Annotated in this window: 25 protein-coding genes, 1 tRNA gene and 1 pseudogene; 18 read left to right on the forward strand and 9 right to left on the reverse strand. The window is 49.3% G+C overall.

Annotated features, from left to right (window positions below; genetic code table 11):
- Positions 1 to 18: 18 nt before the first annotated feature.
- The 3 genes and pseudogenes from FOT55_RS21270 to FOT55_RS21280 all read left to right on the forward strand — a co-directional run bounded on the left by FOT55_RS21270 (position 19) and on the right by FOT55_RS21280 (position 3,186).
- Positions 19 to 94: transfer RNA gene (locus FOT55_RS21270), tRNA-Asn, on the forward strand.
- A 161-nt stretch (positions 95 to 255) separates the two neighbouring features.
- Positions 256 to 1,524 carry a tyrosine-type recombinase/integrase gene (locus FOT55_RS21275; RefSeq protein WP_014229917.1) on the forward strand — a complete coding sequence of 423 codons (1,269 nt, stop codon included), beginning with the start codon at positions 256 to 258 and terminating at the stop codon, positions 1,522 to 1,524.
- A gap of 424 nt (positions 1,525 to 1,948) precedes the next feature.
- Positions 1,949 to 3,186: pseudogene (locus FOT55_RS21280) on the forward strand (IS110 family RNA-guided transposase).
- 76 nt (positions 3,187 to 3,262) lie between these two features.
- Here FOT55_RS21280 and FOT55_RS21285 read toward each other — a convergent pair.
- On the reverse strand, positions 3,263 to 4,057 hold the full coding sequence (locus FOT55_RS21285; protein ID WP_041165282.1) for an AraC family transcriptional regulator: 795 nt from the start codon (positions 4,055 to 4,057) through the stop codon (positions 3,263 to 3,265).
- A gap of 86 nt (positions 4,058 to 4,143) precedes the next feature.
- On the opposite strand from FOT55_RS21285, the gene FOT55_RS21290 reads away from it, so the two are divergent.
- Positions 4,144 to 5,334 carry a CynX/NimT family MFS transporter gene (locus FOT55_RS21290; protein ID WP_014229922.1) on the forward strand — a complete coding sequence of 397 codons (1,191 nt, stop codon included), beginning with the start codon at positions 4,144 to 4,146 and terminating at the stop codon, positions 5,332 to 5,334.
- 208 nt (positions 5,335 to 5,542) lie between these two features.
- Here FOT55_RS21290 and FOT55_RS21295 read toward each other — a convergent pair whose 3' ends face one another.
- Entirely contained in the window at positions 5,543 to 6,148 is a 606-nt protein-coding gene (locus FOT55_RS21295; RefSeq protein ID WP_048762596.1) for a nitroreductase family protein, read from the reverse strand.
- Between the two features lie 216 nt (positions 6,149 to 6,364).
- Entirely contained in the window at positions 6,365 to 6,940 is a 576-nt protein-coding gene (locus FOT55_RS21300) for a YceI family protein (RefSeq protein ID WP_048762607.1), read from the reverse strand.
- 308 nt (positions 6,941 to 7,248) lie between these two features.
- Here FOT55_RS21300 and FOT55_RS21305 point away from each other — a divergent pair, with 308 nt between their 5' ends.
- Entirely contained in the window at positions 7,249 to 7,635 is a 387-nt protein-coding gene (locus FOT55_RS21305; protein ID WP_014229926.1) for a winged helix-turn-helix transcriptional regulator, read from the forward strand.
- Positions 7,636 to 7,824: 189 nt separating this feature from the next.
- On the opposite strand, the gene FOT55_RS21315 is transcribed toward FOT55_RS21305, so the two are convergent.
- The 3 genes from FOT55_RS21315 to FOT55_RS21325 form a co-directional block, all read right to left on the reverse strand.
- Complete coding sequence (locus FOT55_RS21315; RefSeq protein ID WP_014229927.1) at positions 7,825 to 8,397, reverse strand: flavin reductase family protein; 573 nt, start codon at positions 8,395 to 8,397, stop codon at positions 7,825 to 7,827.
- A 93-nt stretch (positions 8,398 to 8,490) separates the two neighbouring features.
- Positions 8,491 to 9,006 (reverse strand): NAD(P)H-dependent oxidoreductase, encoded by a 516-nt coding sequence (locus FOT55_RS21320; protein WP_014229928.1) that lies wholly within the window; start codon positions 9,004 to 9,006, stop codon positions 8,491 to 8,493.
- A 17-nt stretch (positions 9,007 to 9,023) separates the two neighbouring features.
- Positions 9,024 to 9,989, reverse strand: coding sequence for an aldo/keto reductase (locus tag FOT55_RS21325; RefSeq protein WP_082144865.1), 966 nt, complete (start codon positions 9,987 to 9,989; stop codon positions 9,024 to 9,026).
- A 116-nt stretch (positions 9,990 to 10,105) separates the two neighbouring features.
- On the opposite strand from FOT55_RS21325, the gene FOT55_RS21330 reads away from it, so the two are divergent.
- The gene (locus tag FOT55_RS21330; protein WP_041165285.1) at positions 10,106 to 10,999 is read left to right on the forward strand and encodes a LysR family transcriptional regulator; all 894 of its coding nucleotides are present in this window, start codon (positions 10,106 to 10,108) and stop codon (positions 10,997 to 10,999) included.
- Between the two features lie 196 nt (positions 11,000 to 11,195).
- On the opposite strand, the gene FOT55_RS21335 is transcribed toward FOT55_RS21330, so the two are convergent.
- A complete protein-coding gene (locus FOT55_RS21335; RefSeq protein WP_048762594.1) occupies positions 11,196 to 12,083 on the reverse strand; it encodes a LysR family transcriptional regulator in 888 nt (295 codons plus the stop codon).
- Positions 12,084 to 12,225: 142 nt separating this feature from the next.
- On the opposite strand from FOT55_RS21335, the gene FOT55_RS21340 reads away from it, so the two are divergent.
- The 3 genes from FOT55_RS21340 to FOT55_RS21350 all read left to right on the forward strand — a co-directional run bounded on the left by FOT55_RS21340 (position 12,226) and on the right by FOT55_RS21350 (position 15,072).
- Positions 12,226 to 13,623, forward strand: a complete 1,398-nt coding sequence (locus tag FOT55_RS21340; protein WP_087051067.1) for an amidohydrolase family protein — start codon at positions 12,226 to 12,228, stop codon at positions 13,621 to 13,623.
- 14 nt (positions 13,624 to 13,637) lie between these two features.
- A complete protein-coding gene (locus FOT55_RS21345) occupies positions 13,638 to 14,111 on the forward strand; it encodes a DMT family transporter (RefSeq protein WP_012539997.1) in 474 nt (157 codons plus the stop codon).
- Between the two features lie 100 nt (positions 14,112 to 14,211).
- The gene (locus tag FOT55_RS21350) at positions 14,212 to 15,072 is read left to right on the forward strand and encodes an SMP-30/gluconolactonase/LRE family protein (RefSeq protein WP_048762592.1); all 861 of its coding nucleotides are present in this window, start codon (positions 14,212 to 14,214) and stop codon (positions 15,070 to 15,072) included.
- 105 nt (positions 15,073 to 15,177) lie between these two features.
- Here FOT55_RS21350 and FOT55_RS21355 read toward each other — a convergent pair whose 3' ends face one another.
- Positions 15,178 to 16,131, reverse strand: a complete 954-nt coding sequence (locus FOT55_RS21355) for an aromatic alcohol reductase (RefSeq protein WP_014229934.1) — start codon at positions 16,129 to 16,131, stop codon at positions 15,178 to 15,180.
- Between the two features lie 69 nt (positions 16,132 to 16,200).
- Here FOT55_RS21355 and FOT55_RS21360 point away from each other — a divergent pair, with 69 nt between their 5' ends.
- Together FOT55_RS21360 and FOT55_RS21365 are read left to right on the forward strand one after the other, a co-directional pair.
- Positions 16,201 to 16,635 (forward strand): winged helix-turn-helix transcriptional regulator, encoded by a 435-nt coding sequence (locus FOT55_RS21360; protein WP_196781243.1) that lies wholly within the window; start codon positions 16,201 to 16,203, stop codon positions 16,633 to 16,635.
- Positions 16,636 to 16,965: 330 nt separating this feature from the next.
- Positions 16,966 to 17,922 (forward strand): alpha/beta hydrolase, encoded by a 957-nt coding sequence (locus FOT55_RS21365; RefSeq protein WP_048762591.1) that lies wholly within the window; start codon positions 16,966 to 16,968, stop codon positions 17,920 to 17,922.
- Between the two features lie 517 nt (positions 17,923 to 18,439).
- Here the strand turns inward: FOT55_RS21365 and FOT55_RS21375 are convergent.
- The gene (locus tag FOT55_RS21375) at positions 18,440 to 19,372 is read right to left on the reverse strand and encodes a LysR family transcriptional regulator (RefSeq protein ID WP_048762590.1); all 933 of its coding nucleotides are present in this window, start codon (positions 19,370 to 19,372) and stop codon (positions 18,440 to 18,442) included.
- A 121-nt stretch (positions 19,373 to 19,493) separates the two neighbouring features.
- Between FOT55_RS21375 and FOT55_RS21380 the strand changes: the two genes are divergently transcribed.
- The 7 genes from FOT55_RS21380 to FOT55_RS21410 all read left to right on the forward strand — a co-directional run bounded on the left by FOT55_RS21380 (position 19,494) and on the right by FOT55_RS21410 (position 25,946).
- Entirely contained in the window at positions 19,494 to 20,933 is a 1,440-nt protein-coding gene (locus FOT55_RS21380; RefSeq protein WP_014229938.1) for an NAD-dependent succinate-semialdehyde dehydrogenase, read from the forward strand.
- A 41-nt stretch (positions 20,934 to 20,974) separates the two neighbouring features.
- Positions 20,975 to 21,301 carry a carboxymuconolactone decarboxylase family protein gene (locus FOT55_RS21385; RefSeq protein ID WP_014229939.1) on the forward strand — a complete coding sequence of 109 codons (327 nt, stop codon included), beginning with the start codon at positions 20,975 to 20,977 and terminating at the stop codon, positions 21,299 to 21,301.
- A 39-nt stretch (positions 21,302 to 21,340) separates the two neighbouring features.
- Positions 21,341 to 22,321: an NAD(P)H-quinone oxidoreductase gene (locus FOT55_RS21390; protein WP_048762588.1), complete on the forward strand. Its 981-nt coding sequence runs from the start codon at positions 21,341 to 21,343 to the stop codon at positions 22,319 to 22,321.
- A 466-nt stretch (positions 22,322 to 22,787) separates the two neighbouring features.
- Complete coding sequence (locus FOT55_RS21395) at positions 22,788 to 23,102, forward strand: PTS sugar transporter subunit IIB (RefSeq protein WP_014228889.1); 315 nt, start codon at positions 22,788 to 22,790, stop codon at positions 23,100 to 23,102.
- Between the two features lie 791 nt (positions 23,103 to 23,893).
- Complete coding sequence (locus tag FOT55_RS21400; RefSeq protein ID WP_048762587.1) at positions 23,894 to 24,613, forward strand: cupin domain-containing protein; 720 nt, start codon at positions 23,894 to 23,896, stop codon at positions 24,611 to 24,613.
- 21 nt (positions 24,614 to 24,634) lie between these two features.
- The gene (locus tag FOT55_RS21405) at positions 24,635 to 25,210 is read left to right on the forward strand and encodes a DJ-1/PfpI family protein (RefSeq protein ID WP_048762586.1); all 576 of its coding nucleotides are present in this window, start codon (positions 24,635 to 24,637) and stop codon (positions 25,208 to 25,210) included.
- Between the two features lie 4 nt (positions 25,211 to 25,214).
- A complete protein-coding gene (locus tag FOT55_RS21410) occupies positions 25,215 to 25,946 on the forward strand; it encodes an HAD family hydrolase (protein ID WP_087051069.1) in 732 nt (243 codons plus the stop codon).
- Positions 25,947 to 25,965 lie beyond the last annotated feature (19 nt).

Consider the following 25,965-nt stretch of genomic DNA (forward strand, 5'->3'; position numbering starts at 1 on the left):
TCGCCCCGTTCACACGATTCCTCTGTAGTTCAGTCGGTAGAACGGCGGACTGTTAATCCGTATGTCACTGGTTCGAGTCCAGTCAGAGGAGCCAAACTCTTGTTTTCATGCCGCTCTGCGAATCCTTATGTAATTTAGATTCAATAAGTTAGCGTGAAAAGTCTTCCCGATGTATTTTTAGTTTTCCCTCCGCATCGGGAGAATTTGGTGGTCAGATTTGGGGTCAAGTTGGTTCGATGACGGAGTGACCCCCAAATGTCTCTTAACGACTCAAAAATCCGCAACTTAAAACCATCCGCAAAACCCTTTAAAGTCTCCGATTCCCATGGTCTGTATCTGCTGGTTAATCCAGGCGGTTCACGTCTCTGGTATCTCAAATATCGTATCAATAGAAAAGAATCTCGCCTTGGCTTAGGCGCATACCCTGATGTGTCTTTGGCTGATGCTCGTCAACAGCGTGATGGTATCCGTAAATTGCTGGCGCATAATATCAATCCTGCACAACAGCGCTCTGCGGAAAGATCCACTTCCTCGCCAGACAAAACTTTCAAGTATGTGGCACTGGACTGGCATAAAAGCAACCGAACATGGTCAGAGAACCACGCCTCCCGTCTGCTTGCCAGCATGAACAATCATATATTCCCTGTGATTGGACACTTGCCCGTAGCAGAACTAAAACCTCGTCACTTTATTGACCTGCTAAAAGGCATTGAGCAAAAAGGTCTGCTGGAAGTCGCAGCACGCACCCGGCAGCATATGTGCAACATCATGCGTCATGCCATACATCAGGAGTTGATAGAGAACAATCCGGCAGCAAATCTGGAGGGTATCATCTCCCCGCCCGTTAAACGTCACTACCCCGCCCTTCAGTTGGAGCGGCTACCGGAACTGTTGGCTCGCATTGAGGACTACAAGCAAGGACGAGAGTTAACCCGCCTGGCCGTATTACTCACCCTTCACCTATTCATCCGTTCCAGCGAGCTTCGTTTCGCCCGTTGGTCTGAGATCGATTTCAAAAATAGAATCTGGACCATTCCTGCCACTCGCGAGGCCATCTCCGGTGTCCGCTACTCTGGGCGTGGTGCAAAAATGCGCACTCCACATATCGTTCCACTCTCCCGTCAGTCCATCGCTATTCTGAAACAGATACGGGAAATATCCGGGCATCGCGTGCTGATATTCCCCGGTGACCATAATCCGTATAAGCCAATGTGTGAAAACACCGTCAACAAGGCGTTGCGCCTGATGAGATATGACACAAAAAATGAAATCTGCGGCCACGGATTACGGGCAATGGCCTGTAGTGCCCTGATGGAGTCTGGCCTGTGGGCACAGGATGCGGTTGAACGGCAGATGAGTCATCAGGAGCGTAACAGCGTTCGAGCGGCTTACATCCATAAAGCAGAATATCTCGATTCCCGTAAAGCGATGATGCAATGGTGGTCGGATTATCTGGATATGTGCAGGAAAGCGTATGCCCCACCTTATATTTGTGGGAAGGAAATCAGTTACACAATGGGATAACCCCTCTGACAGAATAAGCCACAAAAAAAAGCCGTATCAGTCTGTACTGGTAGGGCATTTTTCTGGCTTCAACTCGGAGAAATTGTTAAGCCGTTTATGAGCATCTTTAACCGAATTGACCTGCGTGAATCGAAAGTGTGAGGTCCGCTTATCATTTAGATCTATCCACGGAAACGGATTGGGTCAGTTATGAGCGAACTATAGTCATTCTAACCCTGAGAATTACACTTTTGAGTGATTCAGGGTATGCGCTTACTGGTTACGAATATTGAGCGAGAATCATGTGATGATCGCCGCTTCTCTTTCGAACCAGTAGGTGCTCCGCGTTCGCTAACGAATACTCAGGGCATGCAGATACACTGCTGACTATATTTCTTTCGAAGAGCGTGGAATGCATACCAATCCCCGATGAAAGGAGTTGGTGATGACTGCGACTAATCAATTTGCTGCACATGTTGGTCTGGACTGGGCAGATAAAAAACACGATGTCTGTGTTCAGTTCAAAAACGGTGAACGCGTATTCCATGTGATTGAACATACGGCAGAAGCGCTTGATATCTGGCTTACTGAGTTACACCAGAAGGTAAAAGGCAGAATCGCAATAGCTCTCGAGCTGAAGAAGGGCCCCGTGGTATATGCTCTTCAAAAATATCCCTTTATCACCGTTTTCTCCGTCCACGCTTTGTCCCTGGCTCGTTACCGGCAAGCCTTCTCACCCAGCGGCGCTAAAAATGACCCGCAGGATGCCGAGCTAGCATTAGAGTTAATGCTACGCTATCCCCAAAAGATAAAAGCCATTGAACCCGACAACGCAGATATCCGGTTACTCCAGCAATTAGTTGAGCAGCGCCGACTGCTGGTCGAAGACAAGCGTCGCTTTGTAAATCGGCTCATCAACACGCTTAAGCAGTATTACCCCCTGCCCCTGGAATGGTTCTCCCATCGGGACAATTCACTGTTCTGCGAGCTAATCATTCGCTGGCCCAGCCTGCAACAACTCAAACGGGCTCGCAGCGATACTGTTCGTCATTTTATGAACGCTAAAGGTGGTCCTGCTGTTGCATATACCGAACAGCGGGTTGCAAGTATTGCCAATGCTATTCCACTGACCACAGATAAAAGTGTAATAGAGGCAAATGCATTGATGGCAACAGCACTCGCATCTCAAATCAAACTGGCAGGCGACCTAATCAGAACCTACGACGAACGTATTGAATCCTTATTCGGTACGCTTCCGGATGCAGAACTGTTCAAATCACTTCCTGGAATGGGACCGTGCATGGGTCCAAGGATGCTTGCCGCACTGGGTGATAACCGCAACCGCTTCAACAGCGCTGAAGAAATTCAAAACTACGCAGGTATTGCACCGGTGACAGAACGAAGTGGCCAGAAATCCTGGGTTCACTGGCGATGGCAGTGTGCTAAGTTCGTCAGGCAGACTTTTGTTGAATGGGCTGCCAAGACGGTTAACTCATCATACTGGGCCAGACTTTATTATCAGGGACTGCGAGAAAAAGAGAAATCGCACCAATCTGCAATCCGGGCTCTTGCTTTCAAATGGATAACGATCATTTACCGCTGCTGGAAGACCAAACTCGGTACGATGAAGCGAAGTATTTGCTGGCTCTCGAAGCGCGACACTCGCCCTTACTGAAGCCATAAAAAGCTTGTTGAATGTCTCAGGGCGTGAAGCGGACGCTGGTGTTCTTTGAATAAATCCGGCTTCTGTGCTTGTGCACTAATCCAGGGAAGAAAAATATTGCGTCGGTGATTTACCCAGCGCTTTTCTGAACATCGTAATAAACGCACTGACCGAATCATATCCCAGCGTTCCGGCTACGCGCTGCACGGGCTGACCTTCAGACAGATGGCTCAGGGCAATCATCAAATGCAGCTGCTGACGCCAGCGACCAAAGCTCATTCCTGTCGCCTCTTTTATCAGCCTGGCCAGAGATCGTTCGCTGATGGCCAGATGAGCAGCCCAATGCTTTAACGTTCGCCGGTCATCTGGCTCATTAAAAAGTGCCTCAGCCATAATCCGGATTTTAGGATGATCTGATACAGGAAGATGGAGTGCTTCAACCGGCACATCCGGAATATGCTCCAGCAGCACCGCTGCAAGCCTGGCGGTTTTACTGTCAGGAGAATAAGCATGTTCCTGCTCTGCAAGATACAGAACAAGCTCGCGAACCAGAGGTGTAATCGCTATGGTACAGCAGATTTTCGGCATCGCTGCCGTGCCGGGCTCGATGAATAAAAGGCACGTGTCTGCATTCTTCGTGATCCGGCAACGGTGGGGGATTTCTCCCGGAACCCAGACGGCATGTCCTGGTGGAACAAGCCACAGCGCATCCTCAACCTCACAGCGCACTGCACCGCGCAAAGAGAGAATAAGTTGCCCCTTGCGATGAGCGTGCGGACTTTGCCCGGCATACTCACCTGACGATGATACATGCAGGGCGATAGCGGCCTGACTGAAATCATCGGCATTAAACTCTTCCGGCGAGGTCACAGATTTTTTATTAACTGGCATGATTTAGCTATATGTTGTCAGGTTATCTATATTCTGTAACTCATGCGTCCTTTAAAGTCTTTCTTTTTTCAGAGAAAGCAAAACTTATGTCCCACACTACGAACAAGTGGTCTTCAATCATACTTGTGACCGGCATCCTTTTTATCGCCATTAACCTGCGTGTTCCTTTTACCGCTATAGCACCCGTTTTAGAGTCCATTCGCCATGATTTTGGGCTAAGTATCACAGCCGTTGGGTTGCTTAACTCGCTTCCTTTACTGGCCTTTGCCGCCTTTTCTCCACTGAGCGCATCGATTTCCCGCAAGTACGGCCTGGAACGCACCCTTTTTGGTGCCCTGGTCGTGATTTCAGCGGGGATTCTGCTTCGCTCAACAGACAGCGTCTGGGCGCTTTATGGCGGAACAGTGTTAATTGGTATCGGGATTGCCCTGGGCAATGTCCTGCTGCCTGGCCTGATCAAACGTGACTTTTCCGGCAACGTGGCTTCCGTGACGGGAGCATATTCCATCACCATGGGCGCCGCTGGCGCCATTGGATCTGCCATTGTCATTCCTCTGACGCAGAGCTGGGGCTGGAACATCGCGTTAGCCATGTTGGTTATTGCACCGCTCCTTGCGTTGCTTTTATGGTTGCCGCAGTTGAAGAAAAAGCATCAACTGCCAGTAGCAGGTGAGAAAAAAGCAGCGACCGTTGCGGTCTGGCGCTCGTCTCTGGCGTGGCAGGTCACCTTGTTTATGGGCCTGAATGCGATGCCGTTTTATGTTGCGGTCGGCTGGCTGCCAGCCATTCTGACAGACAGTGGGCTCTCCTCAGCTCAGGCTGGTGAGGTACATGGCATCCTTCAGCTCACCACCGCCATTCCCGGCCTGATTCTGGCAGCCACGCTGCGTCGTCTTAACGATCAGAAATTAGCCGCTGCTGGCGTCAGCCTGTTAACCGCAGTGTCCTTTATTGGCATCCTTTATTTGCCAAATCTGGCGATGCTGTGGGCTGCACTCCTCGGCTTCGGCTCGGGTGCCAGCATGATGCTGGGTCTGACCTTCATCGGGTTGCGCACTACAAACGCTGGTGATGCTGCCGCGCTGTCAGGTATGGCGCAGAGTATCGGTTATCTGATGGCGGCGATGGGACCGCTGTTGCTGGGTAAAGTACAGGAGTTGTCCGGAGGTTGGACGGTGCCATTACTGATGACCACAGCAATCTCAGTTGCAGGAGCCTGCACCGGAATGGCTGCCGGACGAGATGCGCACCTGGAACCTGTACAGCAGCCGGGCTGAATGGGTTTACACAGCAAGGTACCAGCTGATCCTCTGCGGCGGATGCTTTCCATCGAGGTTCTGAAGCGTCTTAATGGTACCGGAGCCATCTGTACTATCCCGATGAGCGGACTTTTCGGTGAAAAGGCCGCTCAGGGCGAGCGTAACATTCAGCGGCCGCCCTGAAGCTCAGGGCGATCGCGGTCAGTAATAATATAATAAACAAGCCTTATGACTGTTTGGCAACGATGAATCGCTTTTCATCACTCATAAAGGCTTTTTCACTGGCGGGTGAAAGGATGGCACCGAAATTCATATGCGCGCGGAGTTTCCATGATGGAGGAACATTCCACTCAGTGCGAATATCTTCATCGATCAGAGGATTATAATGCTGCAGGTTGGCACCAATTCCTTTTTCAGCCAGCGCCAGCCAGACAGCATACTGTGCAATACCTGTGCTGTGCTCAGACCATACCGGGAAATTGTCCGCATAGGCCGCAAACTGCTCCTGTAGTGACTTGACAACATCCTGATCCTCGAAAAAAAGTATTGAGCCGGCAGCCGCTGCAAACCCGTCTATTTTATCTGAGGTGCCGGAGAAACTTTCTGCAGGCACGATTTTGCGTAACTGTTCACGCGTGAGTTCCCATAAGCGAGCGTGCTGCTCACCCAGTAAAATCAGAAGCCTTGAGCTTTGCGAGTTAAAAGCAGAAGGAGCCTGCTTCACTGCCTCAATGACAGTGCCGATCAGCTCGTTCTCCGGGACAGGAATATCTTTTCCAAGTACATAAATGGTGCGTCGTTTTCTGGCAAGCTCTAAAAAGTTACCTGTCATGAATTAGCCCTCAGATGAATTGTTTGACATCGTAATTTGCCCCGTCTTGCCCTCTGACTGGACTGATAGGGTCAGCATGCAATAATACACGCTGACTCATTAGTGCATGCTTTCCGAAGGATTACGGACAGGATGCGACATTGTTAAAAGTTTGGACTGGAAGTAAAGATGCTTCATCAGCCCACGCTTCTGAAGCATTAACGGCTCCGCATCTTATTAATCTGAATACGCCTCCGAAGACACGGTCAGTGTGATATTATCGCTTACATAAGGAACGTATTTATCAATTTTAAAGTCTGATCTCTTAATCACACCGGTGGCGTTAAAACCTACCGCATTTTTCTTCTCCATAGCCTGAAAACCTGCTTTGTTCAGGGTTGCATGAAGAATAACCGGCCGGGTTATGGATTTAATGGTTAAATTTCCCCGTACGTCATACTTATCACCATTCATTTCAATGCTGGTGCTTTTAAAATTTGCGACCGGATATTTCTCCGCATCAAAATAATCTGGCTGACCAAACTCTTTATTCAGTGCTGGAACGCCGGTATCAATACTGGCTACAGGAATGTTGATATCAACCAGTGATAAAATTTTTGTTGCCGGATCGAACTTAACTGTGCCATCTACATGATGAAGGGATGCCGTCGGGTTCGAAAAACCTAGGTGGTTCCAGCTAATAACCACAGACGTATGCGATTCATCAAGTTTATAACTCGCTGTTTTCGCCTGTGCAGCAGTAGTAAAGAGAAGTGAAAATAACAGTGAAGCAGAAAGTACATGATATTTCATTGATATAACCCGATTCATAAGGATTGATTGTTATTAGCGCAGGCGCTTATATAGCAAGCCGGATTATTTGATAAAATTTTCGTTATTACACAAAAAAATTATTTGTTCGTGCTGGCGGCTAATGGCTATCAGTGTTCGTAACGTATGACATTATCGTGTCACAAACTCAGCATTACCAACTCATTATCTGGTTATTTCAATAATTACGATGGTTAAGCCGCAGCAGCATGGCACATGCAAATCTCTTGATTTCAGCGCTATAGTAGATTTAGACTAACTTATCTTCAAGTACCCACCTCAAGGTAAGTATGGAAAAATTCAACGACTGTTTTACACTGGACAACAAAGAACCCGGTAATGTTTTGCGGGAGGCATGTCCTGCCCGTGAAGTTCTCGAGGTTCTGGTGAGCAAATGGACATTGCTCATTATTCATGCCCTTTCTGACGGTGCATCAAGGCCGGGTGATTTGCGAAGAAAAATTCAGGGTATATCAGAAAAGGTGCTGTCACAGAATCTTAAGGAACTTGAAAGCAGGAATCTTGTTACGCGCACTGTCTTTCGTGAAGTACCGCCCAAAGTCGAATATGCACTCACGGAACTGGGAACGTCCCTCTGGCAGGCAGCGAATGAACTCAACCGGTGGGTAGAACAAAACTGTCACTTTCTGATTAAAGACACTGATCCTTCCATGTGACATGCCATTGTTCATTTATGAGTGCTGCGGGCTAACAGGAGCATATAAGAAGGCAGGCTGCAGGCGCCGAAAAGCGACTTCCCTTGCTGGCTCAGAGGCGGTATCGCCTGCTGGCCATGAGGGAACAGCAAGGCATTTTAACAACAAGTCCCTGCAGTTTGTTGTATCAGTACAAAAAGCACTCGCGTCTCAGTCTTTGCCCGGCCCATGGTCAAACCGGGTTCCTTTGCCGATGGCATAAAACTGCCCCCCGGCGACATAATGTATGGTTCGTAATTCGTCAGGTGCTTCATCAAATATCCAGTGTCCATTGCGAAAAACCCGATCGTCACTCCACGCGCCGGCAATTTCTCCCATAAACAGATTATGTTCCAGCTCATATGCCGCGTTGGGTATTACCTTACATACAAGCCAGCCAGCACAACCCTCTACCAGCGGAACATCGAACTCTTTCAGGTAGAACGTCGGTATTTTATGATTCTTGTCAGGCCTGTCACGGTAGCTGTGCTCACCTGCGTACAAAACGGTTTCCATCTGGCTGACTACGGGGATCTGTACGGCAAACAGACCACTTTCTTCCACCAATCCACGGGTATAAGCCTGCGGACCGATATACGCCATGACTTTATTGATCCCCACCAGACTCACCCAGGCAGCGGCCATCACATTGGCATTACCATTATGCTTAGCGGAAATCATTGTAGTTGGGCCGACCTGCAATAATCGATATGCTTTGTTCAGTTCGACTGGCTGTAAAGACACACGATTTCTCCTTCCCATAAATGAAAAATGTGCCGTTATCAGCAACGGCACATTTGAAGGCGTTTTAATACACTGATGATCGCCTGAAGATAATCAGGCTAATACCGTTTTGTATCGTCCGGCCTGAGCTGCGATTTCTTCGTCAGTTATCGTCGCGCTTCCGCCTGTAATGAACGGCTTGATGTAGTTCATACCCAGATACCCGGAGATGGTTTCAAAAGACAGCAGGTACTCTCCTACCGTATGTCCGGCAGCGCCATCAGGCTGATAGGCAGACTCAGCACCTCCAAGCGAAACTGCCAGCATGAGTTGCTTGTCGTGCAGCGCCTGTGTTTCTCCACCATGTGACCAGCCGTACGTCAGTACATCGTCAAGCCACTGTTTCAGAAGTGGCGGCGTGCTGTACCACTGCATAGGGAACTGCAGCACGACACGATCCGTCTTCTCCAGGGCAGCCTGTTCAGCGGCCACGTCGATTTTGCCATCCGGATACAGGTCATAGAGATAACGCACTTCAACGCCTGTCAGTGATGCTGCACCTTTTGCCAGGGCTGAGTTTACCCGGGACTGATTAATGTTGGGATGGGTAACAAATACTGTTGTTTTCATAGCGATCTCTTATTTTTTCAGAAGAATGTTTCGTCAATTTCAAGCCGGGATAAGGCTTCGTTGATATCATTTAATTCGGCGTCACTGAGCTGAACATTTGCGGCGTGAAAATTCTCTTCCAGCCGGTGTAGTTTTGTTGTTCCCGGGATCGGCACAATGTAAGGCTTCTGAGCCAGCTCCCAGGCAAGAACAATCTGTGCTGAAGTTGCGTTGTTTCTTTCTGCAATTTCAGCGATTAGCTTAAGAAGCGTCTGGTTATTTTCCATCACCTCTGGTTTGAAGCGCCCCATCATGCCCCGGTAATCGCCTTCCCCGTAGGTTGTATTAGCTGTGACCTGACCACTCAGGAATCCATTACCCAGCGGGCTGTAGGCCATAAAACCAATATCAAGTTCATCGCAGACCTTAAACAGATCCTGTTCAGGTTTACGCCACATCATTGAATACTGGTCTTCAACCGCAGTGACCGGGCAGATGGCATGAGCCCGGCGTATGTAAGATACGGGCGCATTGGATAAGCCCCAGTACTTTATTTTGCCCTCCGCGATCAGCTCTTTCATTAATCCTGCCACCACTTCCGGCTCAACTTTTGGGTCGACACGATGCTGATAAAACAGGTCGATATGGTCGGTCTTCAGGCGCCTGAGGGAACCTTCCAGTTGCTCTCTGACAGATGCCGGACGGCTGTCTAATACCGGCACCAGCTGTCCATCACTATTTTCCATTCCTGTCACGCCGAATTTGGTCGCGATGACAACGTTGTCCCTGTGTTTGCTGAGCGCTACCCCCAGCAGTTTTTCGTTTTCAAATCCGTAAATGGGGGCAGTGTCGAAAAGGTTGCAGCCCAGCTCTACAGCCTTGTCTATCAGCTTTGTCCTTTCCCGGATCTCAACTGAATAGCCATAGCCATGGTCCATGCCCATGCACCCCAGCCCCATTTCCGAGACATGAAGCCCCTGGCTACCTAACCTTCTAATTTTCACGATTATTTCACCCTTCTTTAAGGTATTAACTATTCTTAGATGCTAAGTATACGGTTGGATTTATTGCTGAAAAATTGTTAATTTAGAAAATCAGAATTGCTAAAATCACAATTATTATGAATAAACTCGATGCCCTGAGATTTTTTGTTACTGCTGCAGAAACAATGAATTTTCGCGAAGCGGCAGTCAGGCTGGCCATTTCTCCATCCGTGGTGACACGCACGATTGCTGATCTGGAACATCAGCTTGGCGAACCGCTTTTTAAGCGCAATACCCGATCCATTGTGCTGACCAGCTTTGGTGAGTTTTTCTTGCCCCGTGCCATGCGGCTGCTTGAAGACTCAGAGGCCCTTTTCCAGACGGCCAGAGATGACAATGAGATGAAGGGTGTTGTGAGGATCACGCTATTCCGGTTTCCCGGCCACGAGCAGGTGTTATATGAGCTTCTGACCGCTCTCGATCCCTATCCTGAGCTGTTTATTGACTGGCGGTTAGACATGATGAAGCTGGATACTGTCCAGAACCGTATTGATATGGGGATCCGTATAGAGCGGGAGCCAAACCCGAATTTTATCGTCAGGCCCATTACGCTGGTTCATCATGCCCTGATGACTTCTCCCCGGCTCATTGACAGGCTGGGCGCACCGAAAAATTTTGAAGACCTGCGTCAGCGTTACCCTTTCAGCGGTCTGCTTAACCCTGAAACCGGCAAGGTGTTTGAATTTATGCTCGACGGCGTCAATACCTTTATTCCCCGGCACCTGGAGTTTTTTACCACCGACTCCCAGTCTGAGATTCAGGCTGCGTTAACCGGTAAAGCCGTGATTCAGTCGAGTAATCTGGCCTGCAGGGAATACCTTGAAGACGGCAGGCTGGTGAATGTCCTGCCGGAACTGAAACTGGAAACCTGGCAGCTTTATCTTTACCGGCCCTATCAGACCCTGGTACCACAGCGCATCAGGACCGTTTTTCACATCCTTGAAAATATTTTACTCAGACACTTTAGTTAAAAGAGGGCCCGGATGTGGCTGGCGCTCTTAGCCGGCGTCCCCCCGTAAACCGGAGATGTGAATTTCTGGGTACAGCCTTTCTCCGGGAAGTCGCTGCTCCGGGATGCTCATATCCGCGAAATAAAGTCTGCCGTTCTTTCAGGTCCCCTGAATACTGCTGACTTTTAGTATGCAACGGGGAGCTGTGACAGACGTATCAACTGAATATTTCATCTATCCAGTCTGCAAATGCACGTACGGCGGGTGAAAGAAAACGCTGATGGGGATAAAGCAATGCGACAGGAACAGACGACGGCTGCCAGTCGGCCAGGACTTCAACCAGCGTTCCTTTCTGAAGGTGTTCTGCTACAACGTTCTCAGCAAGCTGCGCCAGCCCGAATCCTTCGAGGCACATTTTTATATAGAGTCCCGTCTCGTTGACGGCTGCCTGCCCCCTGACGGGTACGGACAGCGTTTCTGTTCCCTTTACAAAACGCAATTCGTCTGTACGCCGGCTTTGTCCGGAAAAATAATGAATAGCCCGGTGATGAGATAAATCTTCAGGTGACTGCGGAATACCGTACTCCCTGAGATAATCGGGAGAGGCGCAGGTGATCCAGCGAAATTCTCCGAGCGGACGGGCTACAAGCGTGGAGTTAAGTAACTCTCCGGTTCTGATCACGCAGTCCACGCCCTCCTGAACCAGGTCAACCTGCCGGTCGCTGACGCCGATCATCAGGTAAATATCAGGATAACGGCTGTAGAACTCTTTCAGGTTTGGCATCACGAGGAAGTGCGCTATACCGCCGGGCATATCAACGCGTAAACGACCACGGGGGCGCCTGTTCGAATCGGCCAGACTGGCTTCCGTATGTTCAATTAAGGCCAGAATTTCCCGGCACTGCGCCAGATACTGCATACCTTCCGGAGTCAGGCTGACACGTCTTGTGGTCCGGTTCAGCAGACGCACCTGCAGATATTTCTCCAGGTTTTTGATGGTGCTGGTAACAGTAGAAGAAGGCAGGGACAGTGTTTCCGCTGCCCGGACAAAGCTTCCGGCCTCAGCCACCCTTATAAAAACCTGCATAGCCTGAATACGATCCACCTGATTGCGCTCCTGAATAGCATGTGACGGTGATAACCATCATTATTCGCAAATTCTGAATGATGAAAACACGTTAGTCATCTTTTTCAGCTTAAACAGGAGGCGTATTGTTTTCCTTCTGAACCTGAAAGAGACAATTCAAATGACCGATTACTGCAGAAATATTGTTAACAATCAGACGGCAAATGCTCCGGTAACGCTGATCAGCGGTGCAACCATACTGAGTATGGATGAGAATGTTGGTAACCATGAACGTGGCGATATTCTTGTCACAGGGTCAACCATCACCGCCATCGGTAAGGACCTGAACGCCGAGGGTGCTCACGTCATTGATGCCACAAATATGATTGCCATGCCGGGGATGGTCGATTCTCATCGTCACGCCTGGGAAGGCCAGCTGCGCCGCATCAACCCAAACGCCACCTGTCTGGACGACTATAGCAATGCCACGCACTTCTCGTTTGCGAAATACTATCGGCCCGCAGATATCTATGTCGGTAATCTCCTGACGGCGCTGGGCGCGATTGATGCGGGTATCACTACCATGATTGATAACTCGCACAACAGCCGTACCGCAGCACATGCAGACGCCGCCGTTGAAGCCCTGCTTGATGCCGGAATTCGCGCTATTCATGCTTCCGGCGCGCCGGTAGCAGGCGAATGGGACAGAGCGCACTGGCCGGGTAACTGGCAGCGTCTGCAGGAAAAATATTTCAAAGACAATCCTGAGGGACTGGTTTCTCTGGGCGTCATGGCCCAGCTGGAGCCGGAATTGTGGGCCGAGGCCCGCCGGCTCGGGCTGCCAATCGTGACCGAATTCTTTGGCGCTGAAATGGCTTCAGAGCTTAAATCACTGCATCAGCAGGGCCTGCTGGGCCCGGACAATATCTTCAATCACTGCACAGCACTGCCTGATGAGGGCTGGGAAATCCTGCGTGAAGCCGGCGTACGAGTGAACGTCTGTCCGCGCTCAGATTCGCACTATGGCATTGAAAGCGGGATGTTTGCCATTGAGGCCGCGCAGCGCCATGGCATCAATCCTGGCCTGAGCGTGGATAACGAAACGTCTTACAGCACAGATATGTTTATGGAAATGCGCGTGGCGTTCTATCTGCAGCGAGTAATGGGTATGCATAAGCAGCACTGCTGTGATTCAGGGCATTCTCTGACAACGCTCCCGGCAGCGCAGCTGCTGAAGTCGGCAACCGTCGATGGTGCGACCTGTGCCGGACTACAGGATAAAGTGGGTAGCCTGACGCCAGGCAAACAGGCCGACCTGATCCTGATTAACGCTGCTGATCTCAATCTCTATCCGAACGGGAATGCCTTCGGGACGGTGGTGCATGCAACTGAACGCAGCAACATCGATACTGTCATGATTGGCGGGCGCATCGTCAAGCAGAACGGCAAAGTTCTGGGCGTGGACAGCGAGCGTCTTCGTGCTGCCATCGATGAATCACGCGAACACCTTTTCGCCGCCGCCGGGTATGAGCCGGACATCTTTGCGGAGAAATTCCTGCCGCTGGTACAGGCAAACTGACAGGGAATAACAGCATGAGCGCGATTTATTACGTAATAGCTTTTGCAGCGGGTCTTGGTATTACCTTGCAGACAACCCTGAACAGTCAGCTCGCAAAAGGACTCGGGGGCGATCCGGTCACCGCCGCGTTCTTTTCCTTTACGGCCGGGGCGTTGAGCCTCGGGATTTACTCGCTGCTACGTGGCGGGTTATTTAGCTCTCTCGCTGCTATTCCTTCGCAGCCAGCATGGAGTCTGGCGGGCGGCCTGATCGGTGCCTGTGCGTTGTTCAGCTACGTGGTGCTGGCACCGAAAATCGGTTTTTCAGCCCTGCTCGGGCTGGCAATCGTTGGGCAGTTACTCTCGTCGCAGATGATTGACCATTTCGGTCTGCTGGGTGCTGTACGGCGACCGGTTTCGCTACTCAAACTGGGGGGCATGCTGGTCATGCTGGCAGGACTCGCCATCATGCTTTTTGGTGACAAACTTTCAGCGCGTTTTTTGCCCTGACAGGGTGGGAATAGCTTGTTACTGCCGTCTGCCATAATGCAGATGGCCTTACGCTTTTGGTCAGGCGCGATGCGAAACTTTTATATGCGGGAGAAATAACATGTTTTCAGTGTCTGCTGATGCCAGAAATTTGCTGGGAGAGTGCCCAATCTGGTGCGAGAGGACACGCAGGATTTACTGGACTGACATTGAAGGCAGCGAGCTGCTTGCCCTTGAAGAAGACACCAGTGTTGTGATGCGCTGGTCCCTGCCTGAACGCCTCGGATCGTTTGCTCTTACTGAACATTCTGACGTTTTATTGATGGGACTGGCGTCCCGATTCGCCTTCTGCGATCTGAATACGGGTATCTTTACGCCGGTTGTGGCGTCACCGGGAGGACCGGGAACACGGACAGGGGATGGTCGGTGCGACCGCGAGGGTAATTTCGTCTTCGGGACCATGGATGACGGATACCCCGCGAAAATCATAGGAAGATTTCACAGGCTAAATGCAGCGACACTCAGCATTGAGACGCTACCCCTGCCTGAGGTGGCCATCCCGAACAGCATCTGTTTCAGTCCGGACGGCAGCACGATGTATTACTGTGACTCGATGCAGGGCCGTATAATGTGCTGTGATTACCCCTCCATGAATAACCAGCGCGTGTTCACTGCAACAGAAGGAAAGGGAGCGCCTGACGGCTCCTGCGTGGACGCAATGGGCTATGTCTGGAATGCCGAATGGGGAGGAAGCCGTGTTGTACGTTATCGTCCGGACGGAACGACGGAGAGTATCCTGCCCTCTCCAGGAGTTCAGAGCACTTGCCCGACACTCGCGGGAGAAGCATTCACAACGCTGTATTGTACCAGTGCCAGCGTGGGTCTTTCTGTGCCGTCAAGGCATGATGGAGCATTGCTAAGAGCGAAATCAGCCGTATTCCCCGGTTTACCGGAGAGCCGGTTTTCAGCGCACACAGCGTAACCGCTTTGCTATCAGTGCCAACAGGGGGAACAGAGTCTTTCTCTTCACCATATTCGGTTAGGCAGGAGAAAGACTCTGGTATTTATTACAGCAGCTTAAATACGATTATAATGAGCTGCCCGGGGTCAGATTTGCATTTATCCAGGCTGCCACGTCGGTAACCGGAATGTTATGGCGTTCATTGAATGTCTGCTTTTTATCCCATGCAACACCCCGCCCCTGTGCAAAAACGGCACGATACTTAGACATCATGTCTTGCGGGTTGAGCGCGAGTTTATCCATCAGATATTGTTCGCTCCATTCCGTGCAGCTGAAAGGACGGCCAAGCGCTGATTGCAGCTTATCTGCTACCTCTGCGTAGGTCAGTGTATCACCGGCGATATACACAATTTCGTTCCGGATGCGAGGAGTTTTAAATACGATCGCTGCCGTCAGCATCCCGATATCATCGGGAGTTGTCAGCGTCATGGTGTTGTCAATACTGCCGAGTGCGTGAACAGTATCGTTCTGCAGATCGACCACACCGAAGTCTGGTTCGAACAAATAGCTCATGAAGATGCCGGTCGAAATGATGACCCACTCAGTTTCATGCTGGCTGCGTAGTAAATCACGCACGTCAATCTGCGCGTCGAAGATGTCTTGTGGACTGCCGCGTCCGATGGCATCAAAATCGGCACCAAACTGCCATGGAAAATAGCGTGGAATCCGCGCCTGCAGGGCCGCCTGCGCCAGTTTCATCGGTGTATTTATGCCGGCCGCGTACCCCGCGCAGCCAACGACTGTGTCAAATTGCGCAAAGAGGCTGGCCAAATCGTCGACAGAACTCATGACGAGATCGCCCGTGACTATATTAATACCGAGGTTTCTGATTTCCGTGATAACGAATTGTTTTCCAGGTTCATCTGACGTTACGGTACTTTCGCGCAGCAGCACGCTGATTTTCGTTCCCTCCACATCTTTTGCCCGAAGGGCAAGATTTCGCAGAACGGGGAGGCCCAGCTCACCGGCACCGAGCACGAGGATATTTTCAGACGTAGTGTTAAGATCTGTTTTGTTCATAATCTGGCCTTACATGAATTGTTGCACCACTCTAGCAATTCATAACAGGCTAAAAAAGAAGGTACATGTATGATACCGGGAGTCAATGAAATGGATCGGGAAGATATTCTTCAGTATTCGCAGGCTGTTTGTAAGGGGCTGAGAGACGATGATGATGGCTTGCGGCGGGAGGTGCTGGCTCATGCCGGAAGTCGCTGGTCGCTGGGTATCGTCAACACGCTTGGCGTTTATGGCAGACTGCGTCATGCCGAAATTGGCAGGCGTATGCACGGAGTGACTCAGCGCATGCTGACGCGTACATTACGACAGCTTGAGCGTGACGGACTGGTTATCCGCCATGATTTCAGTGAAATCCCGCCACGAGTCGAATACGAACTGTCCGATACAGGTATGGAGTTACTTGTACGGATGATCCCGCTGTGGACCTGGATTGTCGATAATGCTGATCGCTTTCGTGAAGACCGGTTGAGATATGAAAAAAATAACAGTAACCCGGGGACGTAACTGGCCATGAATATAAAACATCACTTTTCATGGTTTGTAACGAATACAAGTATCTGAATAGATAAGCCTTCGGATATGTATGTATACAGTAGTCATCCGGAGACAGAACCGATTTCACCGGGCTCGGCCGGGATGGTGTAATTAAAGAGGATTAGATTTTACGTATCTCTATCATCAATATCAGTCGGTGCATATTTCAAATGGGTGTTATAGCGAATTTGATTTTCGCCACCATTAATTCGGCCTTAAAAATTATCTGACAGGATGACCTATCCTTTCAGAATAATAGGTTGACTGGCGAAACAATATTTTAAAAACTGGTGATTTTTTATGATTCCTAAAATAAATAGTGAAGTCTCTTCTGATTATCATGATCTGCCTGGTTATATTCATGGGGCGAAAATTATCCAAGTCGCTTTGACTAAACACCCTATAGACAATATCAGTGATGTGGTTTATGAGACAGTGAAAAACACTCGTTCTGTCAGGCAATTGCATATGTCTTTTCTGGTTCCTCGTACCAAAATTTTGAAACCAGCCATCATCTATTTTCCTGGGGGAGGATTTATGACAGCTGAGCACAATAAATTTGTGGAAATGCGCATGGCTTTAGCGGAGGCTGGCTTTGTTGTTGCAGCGGCAGAATACAGGACAATTCCGGATACTTTCCCTGCGCCAGTGATAGATGCTAAAGCAGCAGTAAGATACCTTCGTCAACATGCCCACGATTATGGAATTGACCCCTCACGAATTGGTGTATTTGGCGATTCTGCAGGAGGATGGCTGGCGCAGATGCTTGGTACCACTAATGGCGATAAATCATTCGATCACGGCGATTTTCTCAGCCAGTCCGCTGATGTGCAGGCTGTGGCTACGCTTTACGGAATATCAGATCTGCGTAACATAGGTGACGGTTTTCCGGATCACCGACAAAAAGTGCATCAGTCTCCTGCAGTCGCGGAGTCACTGCTAATTAATGGTGTGGCTTTCAAGAATTTTGCAGGTGCCTCCATCAGTTCTGTACCTGAAAAAGCGATAAATGCAAGCCCCATAGGACGTCTCAAAGGATGTAAACCTCCGTTCCTAATAATGCATGGAAGTAAGGATACATTAGTATCGCCTAAGCAGAGCGCAACGCTTTACAAAGCCCTTTTGGAATCGGGGAACAAAACGGACTACGTACTTATCGAAGGTGCAGAACACGGTGATGATCACTGGTATCAACCCGTTGTCATAAATAGGGTTGTTGACTGGTTCAGCGGGCATCTTTGTCCTGATAATACATGATGACTGACGCTCTGTTGAATCACTCAAACTGTTGTCAGCAACGTCCGCTTCACGCCCTGAGACATTTGACAAGCTTTTTACGGCATCAGTAAGAGCGATTTTCGCTCTTCCAATGCCAGCAAAATAGTTAGCGAACGTGGAGCACTTACTGGCTCGAAAGCAAAGCGGCAATCATCAAACCGCATGATTCTGGCACAATATTCGTAACCAGTAAGCGCATACCCTGAATCACTTAAAAGTGTAACTCTCTGGGTTCGAATGACTATATCTGGCACAGGCTGTGTGAAAACTCTGCCCTAGAACTGAAGTGCGCGCATCTACGCAAAATCTGGAATTGCTCGACTGGTTAGTTTACGTATGAGCGCAGTTTTCAGCCCTGTTTTAGTCGCAGTTTAATCTACCAAAACAGTTTTCACACAGTCTGGGCTCGGAGCGGACAGGCTCAGGAGTATGATGTCCGCTATAAGCGAACAGCGGAAGTTCGCATAGAATAAAAATGGCAATGTTGCTTACATCGTCAGAGCTGGCAGTGAAATGTTGACCATTTTGCAGGATGTCCGATGAATTCACGCAATGCGTCGAGAAATACCGTGACTCTGGCAGGTGGGTGACGTAACGCGCGTAGCGCATATATTCCTGTAGATACATGTGGTTGCGATGACATTTCCGGAAAGAGTTGTACCAGCGCGCCACTGTTAATCTCATCTCCCGCCACCCAGTCCGGCAGGAACGCGATCCCCATCCCTTCGACCGCTGCCTGACGCATTGCTTCGAAATCATCACAGCCAAACATAGGCAGGCCCGAGTTTTCTCTGGCCGGATGGCCAATCACGCTCGACCAGCAAAGCAGATCCGCACCGTACAGCTTATCGATTAACCGATGTGAGGCGATGTCGTCCAGCGAGGCGGGAATCCCCGCGCTTTCCAGATAGGCAGGGCTTGCGCACAGCACACGTATTTGCGTTGCTATTTTGCTGGCAATCAACGTGCTGTCGGCCATATTACCAATACGGATGACAACATCAAGGCGTTCAGCGACGGGGTCTGCCAACCGTTCGGTCAGATCCAAATCGAAGCTCAGCGCCGGATACTGTCGGGAGAGTTTTGCCATAACCGGCAGCACATAGCGTTTACCAAATGTGGGATAACACGCCACTCTCAGCACACCGGTTACTTCGCCCTTCATTGACGCCAGTTCCTGCTGCGTATCCTCCAGTGAATCGAGGATCCGTCTGGCGCGAATCAGCAACATTTCCCCGGCATCCGTCAGGGTTAAATGCCGTGTAGATCGCAAAAAAAGCGGGGTATCGAGGTATGCTTCCAGCGCATCAATCTGCCGTCCTATCGAGGAGGGCGTGCGTCCGCGACGGCGACCAGCACCCGAAAAACTGCTTTCACGGGCGACATCGACAAAGACTCCAAGGAACTCGGCAAATTTCTCTGATTGCATCTGTGCATTTCTTGCATAGCTGTTGTGGGGAGAAGCCATCTTATCAGTGATGTGCGCTGAACTTAAGATCCCCTCAGCCGAATGACATTACACAAACACGCACACACTGAGGATAACGACCATGCAAAATCATCAATACGATCCCCTTTATCTATTCATCGACGGTGACTGGATTGAAGCGGGCAATCGCGACACTGTCGCTGTGATTAACCCCGCAACCGAAGCCACTATCGGCCGCTTGCCGCTCGCGACCGCCGCCGACCTTGAACGTGCCCTGTCAGCCACCCGTTCTGGCTTTGACATCTGGCGCCGTACCGTGCCTGCCGAACGCGCCCGCATCATGAAGAATGCCGCTGCCCTGATGCGCGAACGCGCTGAACATATTGCCTCGTTGATGACGCTGGAAGAAGGGAAGCCCCTGGCTGAAAGCCGCGACGAAGTATTGCGTGCAGCCGACTATTTTGAATGGTTTGCGGAGGAAGCCCGCCGCATTGATGGGCGCGTTGTACCGTCAAATCGCCCCGGTGTACTGCAACTGGTCAAAAAAGAGCCCATCGGCCCGGTTGCCGCCTTCACTCCGTGGAATTTCCCGGCCATTACCCCGGCACGCAAATTATCAGCGGCGCTGGCCGCAGGTTGTAGCGTGATCCTGAAACCCGGTGAAGAGAGCCCGGCGACGGCGCTGGCTCTGGCACGCTGCCTGGATGATGCCGGTCTGCCTGAAGGCGTACTGCAAATTGTGTTTGGCGTACCGGATCAGGTTTCCGCCACGCTGATCGCCTCACCGGTTATTCGCAAAGTGGCATTCACCGGTTCTGTACCGGTAGGTCGACTGCTGTCTGAGCGTGCTGCCGCCGGTGTTAAACCGATTACCCTGGAACTGGGCGGCCACGGACCGGTGCTGGTTTTTGCCGATGCCGACATTGATGCGGCGGCAACTGGCGGAGCGGCTAACCGTTTTCGGGGCACCGGCCAAATCTGTATCTCTTCAACCCGTTTTCTTATTCAGCGAGGTGTTTACACACAGTTTGTCGAACGCTTCGTGAGTGCGACGGAGCAACTGATTATCGGCGATGGCATAGCGGAAGGCACTCAGGTGGGGCCGCTGGCGAATATCCGCCAACTGGAAAAAATGGAATCGCTGATTGCCGATGCTGTTGCCCTGGGCGCGAAAGTGCTCACTGGAGGGAAACGGCTCAACCGTCCTGGCTTTTTCTTTGAACCTACGGTGCTTACCGATGTGCCGATGGAAGCACGGATCATGCACGAAGAACCCTTTGGCCCGATCGCCGTGATGCGTCCGTTCGACGCGCTTGAGGACGGGCTGGCAGAAGCAAACCGTCTGCCGTATGCCCTGTCAGCTTACGCTTTTACGCGTGACGCCCGTACCGTGCTGGATGTTGGCGATGGCCTTGAGGCCGGAATGATCGGCATTAATCAGTACCGCATGGTGGCGACGGAACTGCCTTTCGGCGGCATGAAAGAAAGCGGACATGGTTCGGAGGGCGGTCGGGAAGGTCTCAGCCATTATCTGGTGAATAAATTCATCAGCCAAATCTAAAACACACTGGCACTAATGACAGAATATAAGAGGAACTGACCATGAAAGCTGTTGATTTTACTCGCCCGCGTGAAGCTGCACGCGCATTTACTCCTAAACTGTCCGGCTTCGTTGAGCAACCACTGTATTCCGATGTCTGGACAGATCCGGACCTGGCACCACGCGACCGTAGTCTGATTACCATCGCCTGTCTTATCGCGCTGAATCATTCCAATGAGCTACCGGCCCACCTGCGTCGCGGCATTGAAAACGGGCTGACCAAAACAGAAATTTCCGCCCTGATTACGCACATGGCGTTTTATGCAGGCTTCCCGGCAGCGATTACCGCTTCTGGTTATGCCAATGCCACGTTTGAAGAACAGGCCTGAACGACGGCTATCCATCTTCTTATTTCGGGAAAGAGAATCATGAAAGCAATCACTTTTGAACAATTCGGTCCGGCCGATGTACTTAATATCAGTGAAGTCGCAGACCCACAGCTGCGCCCCAATGATCTGCTGGTTCGCACGCGGGCAGCGGGGGTCAACCGGGCCGATCTAACTCACCGACGCGGCGGGTATGGCCGCCCTGATTTTGGCGACTCGACGATTATGGGGCTGGAAATCGCCGGTGACGTTATTGCCGTCGGGGAGAATGTAAAAGGCTACAACTTGGGTGACCGTATTATGGGTATCGTCGGGGGCGGGGCTTACGCTGAAATGGCCCGCATTGATTACCGGATGGCTATGCCAGTGCCGGAAGGTATGGACTATATCCATGCGGCGGCCATTGCCGAGGTCTTTGTAACCGCGCATGAAGCGCTTATCCATCTGGGGAAACTGAAGCCCACGGAAACGGTACTGATCCACGCCGGGGCCGGCGGTGTGGGAGGTGCCGCCGTGCAACTGGCGCATGCGACAGGCGCGACGGTAATCACCACCGCGAATGCTGCAGCACACGATCTCGTTCGCCGTCTGGGTGCCGATCACGCCATTGATTACGTGACAGAAGACTTCTCCGAGGTTGTCGCCAGCAGTACGGATAACAAGGGGGTTGATCTTATTCTCGATTTTATTGGCGCGCCTTATTTTGAACGAAACGTGAATGCACTCAACTTTGGTGGACGTCTGGTGCAGATTGGCATCATGGGGGGGATTGAAAACGCGAAGATCCCGCTGGATCGGGTGTTGTACCGCCATCTGCAGATTATAGGTACGGTAATGAAATCGCGTTCGCAAGAAGTGAAACATGAGATGTCCCGTCGCTTTAAAGAGTGCTGGTTAACTCGCTTCGGTAAAGATGGGCTGAGCCCGGTGATTGACAGCGTATTTCCGCTGGCTGAAGCCAGCAAAGCTCACCAGCGTATGGAAGACGGCCTCAATGTCGGAAAAATTGTGTTGACGATGTAGAGGACGCAAACAATAAGGCGACTTTTCCTGCCTTTTCGTCACTAACCCCCTTCGCTATCTGGCATGAACAGCCCGCGCAATATTCTCTGGGCTGTTCAATGTCAGAGGATGTATGAAGTACCGTCAAAAAAGCATCACTAATGGGTTAAAAGTGATACCAGAGTATTGCTGTTACATTGTTTGTCAAAGCTAAGTTCAGATGTCCGCTCATGGCACCAAACTGCTGTAGGCGAAGCCCATCAGGCTGCTTCGAGCGAACAGCTGACAAAAGGCCAAATGACGAAACGTCGTAGACAAGCGGCTGCACAAAAGATCCAGATGCATCCCGTCAGTCCAACAATACGGCAGGTTCGTCTTTCCTGGGTTACATCAACTCTGCTGGAGATTTGTCATGCAAATAAGATGCAAAGCTCGTTTTATCAGCATGTCGAGTATTATTCTGTGAACAATTCTCAGGAGGTAAAATATGAAAAAGCTTCTGGTATGTTGTTTGTTTGGTAATACAGCAAATTCTCTCGCCAAAAGGATGCAGTTGCTGGCAGAAAAAAAGGACTACAATCTCATTATTAGCGCTGTGGGTCTGGATAATTTTGCCAGTGTAGCTCCCGCTTTTGACGGTTTTCTGATTGCACCACACATTCAGTACAAGGTCTCCGAGATTGAAAAAATTGTCGGGGACTCTCGTTCAATTGCAATTATTGAAAGTCTGCCCTATGCGTCACTCAACGCGGAGAAAGTTTTAGCGTTTGTGATGGAACAGATGCCTGAACTGACATTCTGATACCAAAGGCCGCATGGCTTATGCGGCCTCCCCTCTTATGTATGGAGTTTGTGCATAGCGCTGTAACCGACGTCCATAAATTAAAAACTGTGATGTACGTAATTTCCGCTTCTGGCACAGAGCTGTCCACGGCTACGATCAAGGACAGCTTTGAGCGAACAGCGGAAGTTCGGAACGTATACTTACATCGAGGCGTCTTGAGCAATGGGGTGCAGGTCACTGGCATAAAAGGCGCGTCAGGTTTTCCGTATCCGCTCTGGTACCTTCATTGTCCAATGCACTTATCCGCGACTTCGTTTTCTCGATCTCATGAGAGACTCAGGCGACATCTTCAGCTTTTGCGCATAGGACAATCACCATTCCGCTGGTATCGACCTCCACAATGTCCCCAGGTTCGGCATGCATGCTACTGATGGAGACAGGCTGGTTTACTGACCTGTCCCCTGTCCCTACCGGATCACATAAAGCGACCTCTGGTAAACATCGAATACATATATCATGAGCTGTATCGTGCTGACGTCCGAGTTCGGCATCTTGCTAAGCATCTTAATCGCTTGTGAGCTATGACCTCCTGACGGCATAGAATCTATGCATCTTTAAGAGTACCCAAGTATAGAAGCATAGCTTTCAGTAATTATTGAGTATGAAGGACTGATCAAAAGAAACAATATAGGTAATCATCATAAAAGTTATTTCTCTCGTACTAAATAACCGTTATAGACTGAAATCACGGAACGATTGACCGAAGTGAAATCAACATTCAGCAATTCAATTAACGGGGGAGCGACCATATGGAAATCCACAACCGGACTCCAAATGTATATGACCTGCTTGAAATAAACAAAATCCTACTTTCAACTTCAAATAATGGTGAGTCATTTGAGAAAGACTTACATCTCAATGGATTCATAGAAAAACCATGGGGATATGAGTATAGAGTTTATTGTGATTCTATTTTTGATGTATGGCGCCTTCATATATCAAAGAATCTATCCACTTCAATGCATTGTCATATACTGAAAGTCACCGTCCTTATATGCCTAAATGGTGATGGCGAGACCAGATTTCTTGATGGTACACATCAGGCGTTAAAATCTGGCGACAGCATATATATTGCAAAAGGTGTGTTCCATCAGACTATTTCTGGAAAATCAGGCATCGAATTAATTGAAGTTGAAAACCCAAGAAACAAATTCGACTTACTCAGACTTAAAGATAATTATGGCCGGCAAAATATGGCATATGAAAAGAAATCACAGGAACATGATCTTTTACCTCCTTTGCAACAGATATCTGCAGGCACATTGATCAGAGAACATGACCTACACAAATTAGCATACTTCTCCGTCAAAAATCTTGATAGAAAAATGTTGAATGACGAGGATGATTTTATTTTTATTTCATTAGATGTAAAAAGCCATCTAATGGGAAAAATTCATATCCTACGAGCTAAAGATGCCATCTCAGAAATGTACTGTGGTCAGAATGTATTTTTAATTAACGTCCCGTAACGCAATAAGAAGGAAAATGACATGTCTAATCCGACACGAGTAGTGATAATCACTGGTCCAGGTTTTCAGGATCACGATGTAGTTTATACTTACTATCGTTCTAAAGAGGAAGGATACGATATATCTATTGCAACAAAGGATGGAAGTGCAGTGATAGGGAAATATGGCATCACTGTTCCTATGGATAAAAGATCCAAAGACAATATTAATTTTGATCAACTCAACGCCACTGATTTTGATGCTGTTATTCTCACTGGCGGTCATGAAGCGCCTGATAGAGTTCGCCAAGATCAGAGAGTTAAAGATTTTCTAAAACAGATGGTAACACAGGGGAAAGTTGTGGCTGGGCTCTGCCATGGTCCCTGGATTATGATTTCTGCCGGTATTCTAAGAGACAAACTCGCCTGCGCTTATGTTGGTCTGAAAGACGATAGGGTTAATTCCGGCGCTAACGTAATTGAAGCAGATGTAGTTGTCGACGGGAATATCATAACTTGCTCCTATTATGCCGAATGTGGAAAATTTATGCGTCAGACATTCGATGCAATAGATAGATGGAAGCGCGGAGAAACTCTTAAAGAACCGCTGGTGGTATAATTCGATGTTAATAGCAATGGATTTCGACGGGGTCGTGGTTGATGGAGTAGACGAATGCATGCTAATTACATGGAATGTATTACATGACAGACCTCTCAGTGATTTTAACAAAAATGTACTTCAAAAAATACCAAGTCTGATGGCTAAACGGTTCAGGAAATTAAGGAATTTTGTACGTCACGACGGTCACTTTATTTCCTCATTCACCGAATTTGGTAATGAGGCTATAGATAATGACAGATTCACTGCCATATATGAATCGATTCCAACTGAAGAAAAGGAAATATTTAGGGATAAGTTCATCCAGTATAGGAACCTGGCAAGAAGTATTTACCCTAGTTTTTGGGCTGAACTACACCGTCCGCTATTGGATGTTTCAAATTTATTTGAAACAGCTAATGATATCTATATTGTGTTGGGAAAGGATGAGGAGTCAATATCATTCATTCTAAGTAAATATGGTTTAAACATACCCGCGAATAAAATTTATGGGAGGATGACCGATAAAAACAAGACTCTCACCTTGCTAAAATCGATAGCCTTCGATAAAAACGAGGAGATTATATTTATTGATGACAATATCCAAAATGTTATTGATGCATTAGATCATGGCATTCAATCATTTTGGGCTAATTGGGGATACAACATCCCTGAGCATAAATTAATGGCCCTTCAAAAAGGAATTAATGAATTTAATACCGAGGATCTCTTGAAATTAGTCAAGAAACCCTCTTAACGCGATATTATTTCAATTT

Source organism: Serratia bockelmannii (assembly GCF_008011855.1).
Lineage (GTDB): Bacteria > Pseudomonadota > Gammaproteobacteria > Enterobacterales > Enterobacteriaceae > Serratia > Serratia bockelmannii.